A 5037-nucleotide genomic window follows, 5' to 3' on the forward strand; every position below is an offset into this window, starting at 1 on the left:
TTTGTATGATAACAAGAGAGAAAGCTTTGAAGTTAAATCAGACCCAGTTGAGTTTGAAAAGAAAATAAAGCCTTATCTTAAGAAGTTTAAAAAGTCAGATATGCTTATCATAATGGAGCATACAGGAGTTTATCATTTAAAGCTTGCTAATTATCTGTATGAAAATAACTATCAAGTAGCAGTAGTAAATCCATTTTCAATAAGGAAATTTATGGAAGCTAAAATGACAAGAGTTAAAACAGATAAAACTGATTCATACTTTATTGCAGAATATGGAAGAACGTTTTTTGATGGAGAGCTTTATAAACCAAAACCAGATGTAGAAAAAGAGATTGAAGTAAAACTAAAGATATTAGAAGACCTACAACAGCAACTTACAATGCTGAAAAACAAAAGAGAATCATTAAGTCATGTACCAATGAAAAGACTGAAAGAGAATTTAGAATATTACGATGAGTTGATTAGAAAAATAGAAAAAAGCATAAAAGAACTTGAGAAAGAAATAAAAGAATTGTCTAAAAAGAATTTTCAAGAGGAATACAAGCTTTTAAAAAGCATACCTGGTGTAAGTGATAGGGTTATAGGAGTGGTAATAGCAATGTTTGGAGGATTTAAAAGATTCAAGAGTGTAAAAGAAGCAGCCAGCTATGCTGGTTTAAATCCAAGCCCATATGAAAGTGGAACGAGCGTAAAGAAAAGCGGTTCAATAAAAAAGATGGGAAATCCATATGCAAGAAAGATATTATACATGGCAGCACTATCGGCAATAAGGTTTAACAAATACTGCAGAGAGTTATACGAAAGGTTAGTAAGTAAAGGTAAGGCTAAAAAGTTAGCATTAGTGGCTGTAGCACATAAGTTATTAAGGCAAGCATATGGTGTATTAAAAAACAGAAGACCATTTGATGAAAATTTTTGTACTTGACATTTAACATAGAACATTCTGAGGACGTAAGTCCGAAGGATCACATTTTTAAATTCTATAAAAATTACTAATTTCTCACCCAAAGTATATTTTTTGTATAATATTTACATCTTGCATTAAAGGATACTAAAATGATTAACTTAACAATAGAAGAAGCAACGTTTACAGTAGTAGACTTAGAAACAACAGGACTAAATCCTAAAACAAGCGAGATAATAGAAATTGCCGCAATAAAAGTTGAAGGGAATGTTATCACTGAAAAATTTCATACATTGGTAAAGCCATCAATTGGATTTATTCCGGAGCATATTACAAAGCTTACAGGAATCACAAACCCTTTAGTGATAGATAAACCAAAAATAGAACAGGTTTTTCCGCATTTTTTAGAGTTTACTAAAAACTCAATCATCATAGCCCATAATGCCAAATTTGATATATCATTTTTAAACGAAGCATCATTTCAATTGACAGGAAAGCTTATCCAAAATCCTGTTATATGCACTTTGGTTCTTGCAAATAGATTATTTCCAGATTTAAAAAGTAAATCACTTACCAACTTAGCTTACCATTTTAACATTCCTTACCATAGGAAGCACAGAGCTTTGGCAGATGCAGAAGTTACTTATGAGCTTTTTAAAAAGTTTGTTGAGTATCTTCAAAACTACAAAGTTAATAAAGTTATTGATCTAATAAGACTTTCTAATGGTAAAGATTTAAAACTACCATCAAAAAGGAGAAGGTATGTTTAAGGTAGGAATCATTGGCGTTGGAAATATGGGAGAAGCCATTTTAAAAGGTCTGATTGAAAAAGCAGGTATAAATGGGCCGGAAATTGTCATCACAGATATTAATCAAGACAGAGTGAAAGATATCATAGAAAAGTATAACGTAGCCGGTACTGACATAAGAAAGGTTGTAAATCTGTCTGAAATAATATTTCTTGCAGTAAAGCCAAAAGACATTGAAAGCGCTTTGGAGCCGGTTAAGGATTTATTTAAAGAAAATCAGATATTGATATCGGTTTTAGCCGGTATAAAAATAGAAAAGATAAAAAAGTTTACTGAAAAACCTTTGATAATTAGAATCATGCCAAACACTCCTGCCTTGATTGGCGAAGGTGTGATTGGTGTTAGCTTTGAAAAAAATACAGAAAAAAAGGATTTTATTCTAAGCTTGCTTAAAACTTTGGGAGAAGTTTATGAGGTTAAAGAAGAGTTATTAGATGTAATCACAGGTTTGTCCGGAAGCGGTCCTGCCTATGTGTTTAATTTTATTGATGCTTTGGCTCAAGGCGGGGTTAAAATGGGGTTATCTTATGATATGGCTTTAAAAATTGCAACTCAAACAGTCTTAGGCTCTGCTAAATTACTAAAAGAATCCGGTCAGCATCCGGTAGTTTTAAGGGATATGGTGACTTCTCCGGCAGGAACGACTATTTATGGCTTACATGAACTTGAAAAGAAAAATTTTAAAGATGCCGTAATGTCTGCGGTAGAAGCTGCAACAAAAAGAAGCAAGGAATTGAGTTAGGGACTGCTGCTAAAATTCCAGTCTGACTAAAACTAATATAAACTTTTATTCGTTATCATGAGGCTACTTCTGCTTCCATATCCGCTATCTCCTGAGCTATCATTTCTGCTTGCTTTATTACAGTCTCTGTTGCTAATTCTTGCATATCTGGTGGATATCCATATTTTCTCAAGATTCTTTTTACAGTAACTCTTAGCTTGGCTTTAACGTTTTCTCTGATCGTCCAGTCTATAGTAGCATTTTTTCTTACCTCTTGGAATAAAACTGTCGCAAGCTCTCTTAACTTTTCTTTTCCCATTAGCTCTAATGCACTTTTATTGTCTGCTACTGCTGTATAAAATGCGTATTCGTATTCTGTAAGTCCCATTTGCTCTGGCTCTTTGTTTATTTCTCTTATTTCTCTTGCAAGATTAAGGAGTTCTTCTATTACTTGGGCTGCGGTGAGGATTTTGTTTTGATATTTTTTAATGATTTCTTCGTATAGCTCTAACAAGGATTTACTTTTTACATAGCTTCTTTTTGTTATTATTTTTATTTTGTCGTTTATAATTCTTTTTAAGAGTTCTATCGCTATATTTTTATGTTGCATATTTTTTATTTCTAACAGGAATTCTTCAGATAATATACTGATTTCTGGCTTTTTGATGCCTGCTATTTCAAATATATCTATTACTTGTTCTGATATTAAAGCTTTGTCTAATATCTGCTTTATGGTTGTTTCTATCTCGTAGTTTGCTTTTGATGTTCTATCTGTGTTTCCGCCTGTACTTGTTAGTTTAAGTATTCTTGATTTTACGGCTTGGAAAAATGCTACATGCTCTTTTATCTCTAATGCTTTTTCATGTGGTATTGCCAGTGCAAAAGCTTTCGAAAGCTCTGCTGTGTGTTTTATAAACCTGTTTTTGCCGTCTTCTAATCCAAGTACATATTCTACTGCATCTCTTAATATATCAAGTTTTTTCCTTGTATCTGATGTTGTAAAGTATTCTTTGTAATTAAATCCATGTAGCATGTTTGAGACAATTTCGTATTTGTCAATCATTAAATCTACCGCTTTTTCTTGTATTATTGCTGGGTCTCCCCTTCCTCCGCTTTTTGAGTAGAAAGAGAGGGCTTCTTTTAGGTCTGTTGCTATTCCGTGATAATCTACTATCAATCCGCCTGGTTTATCTTTGTACACTCTGTTAACCCTTGCTATAGCTTGCATAAGGGTATGTCCTTTCATCGGTTTGTCTATATACATTGTATGCAAGCACGGTACATCAAAACCTGTCAACCACATATCAACCACTATTACAAGCTTTAACTCGTCATTTGGGTCTTTCATTCTTTTTTGAAGTAGTTTTCTTTGCTCTTTTGTGGTATGGTGTTTTGCTACCTCTGGTCCATCAGAAGAGCTACTGGTATAGACTACTTTTATTTTTCCTTTTGTCAGGTCATCGCTGTGCCAATCTGGTCTTAGCTGTATGATTTTTTGATATAGCTTTGCTGCTATTGGTCTTGATAATGCCACTATCATGGCTTTTCCTTCGAAGACTTCTTGCCTTTTTTCAAAATGCTCTACTATGTCTTTTGCAAGCTGATTTAGTCGGTCTTCTGCTCCAAGTATTTGTTCAAGTCTTTTTGTCTTATCGCTTTGCTCTACTAATTCTAAGCCTACTTCTTCCAATTCTTCTTCAAATTCTTTTATAAGCTGTTTCCCTTCCTCTGTTAATGATACTTTTATTAGCCTGCTTTCGTAGTATATAGGAACTGTCATTTTGTCCTCTATTGATTGGGATATATCGTATATGTCTATATAGTCTCCAAACACTGCCGGCGTGTTTTTATCTTCTTTTTCTATTGGCGTTCCTGTAAAGGCTATAAATGTGGCATTTGGCAATGCATCTCTTATGTATTTTGCATAACCGTAGGTGGTCTCTCCTGTCTTTTTATCTATTTTTGCCTTAAAGCCATACTGTGTCCTGTGTGCTTCATCTACTATAACGATTATGTTTTCTCTTTCTGATAATGTTTCAAAGGTGTTGCCTTCTTCTGGCAGGAATTTTTGAATGGTGGTAAAAATAATTCCTCCTGAGTTTCTTTTTAATAACTCTTTTAAGTGTTCTCTGTTTTCTGCTTTTTTTGGTTCTTGTCTTAAAAGATCTTTGGACTGAGAGAATGTCTCAAAAAGCTGATCGTCTAAGTCGTTTCTGTCTGTCAAAACTACTATGGTGGGATTGTTTAGATGCTGAATGATTTTTCCTGCGTAGTATACCATCGTTAAGGATTTTCCACTGCCTTGTGTATGCCATATGACACCTGCTTTTCTTGTTTTGTCTGATATTGCTTTTTTAGTGGTTTCGATAGCTTTATTTACTGCGTAGTACTGATGGTATGCTGCTATTTTTTTGTCTAATGTTATAAATATTTGTTTTGTTTTTTCATCTTCATATTTTGATTTTTGAAATACCGGAAAGCTTTTTATAAAATCTATTATTGTTTTTTTATTTAATAATCCTTTTATGATGGTTTCTAATTGGTTGGTTTTTGATATTGTTTCTCCGTCTATTGATCTCCAGGCAAGAAATCTATCAAATCCT

The 5037-nt window shown here is 33.3% G+C and carries 4 protein-coding genes; 3 read left to right on the forward strand and 1 reads right to left on the reverse strand.

Going from position 1 to position 5037, the window contains the following annotated elements; genetic code table 11:
* The 3 genes from SULYE_RS05775 to proC form a co-directional block, all read left to right on the forward strand.
* Positions 1-925, forward strand: a 925-nt coding sequence (locus tag SULYE_RS05775; RefSeq protein ID WP_043989147.1) for an IS110 family RNA-guided transposase, incomplete at its 5' end; no start/stop codon positions are given.
* 131 nt (positions 926-1056) lie between these two features.
* A complete protein-coding gene (locus SULYE_RS05780) occupies positions 1057-1674 on the forward strand; it encodes a 3'-5' exonuclease (protein WP_007547458.1) in 618 nt (205 codons plus the stop codon).
* The gene (proC, locus tag SULYE_RS05785; RefSeq protein ID WP_007547459.1) at positions 1667-2455 is read left to right on the forward strand and encodes a pyrroline-5-carboxylate reductase; all 789 of its coding nucleotides are present in this window, start codon (positions 1667-1669) and stop codon (positions 2453-2455) included. The genes SULYE_RS05780 and proC overlap by 8 nt, the downstream gene beginning before the upstream one ends.
* Before the next feature lie 55 nt (positions 2456-2510).
* Here proC and SULYE_RS05790 read toward each other — a convergent pair.
* Positions 2511-5037 (reverse strand): type I restriction endonuclease subunit R (locus SULYE_RS05790; RefSeq protein WP_007547460.1); only part of this gene is annotated, 2527 nt, incomplete at its 5' end.

Origin of the sequence: Sulfurihydrogenibium yellowstonense SS-5, assembly GCF_000173615.1 — a bacterium.
Lineage (GTDB): Bacteria > Aquificota > Aquificia > Aquificales > Hydrogenothermaceae > Sulfurihydrogenibium > Sulfurihydrogenibium yellowstonense.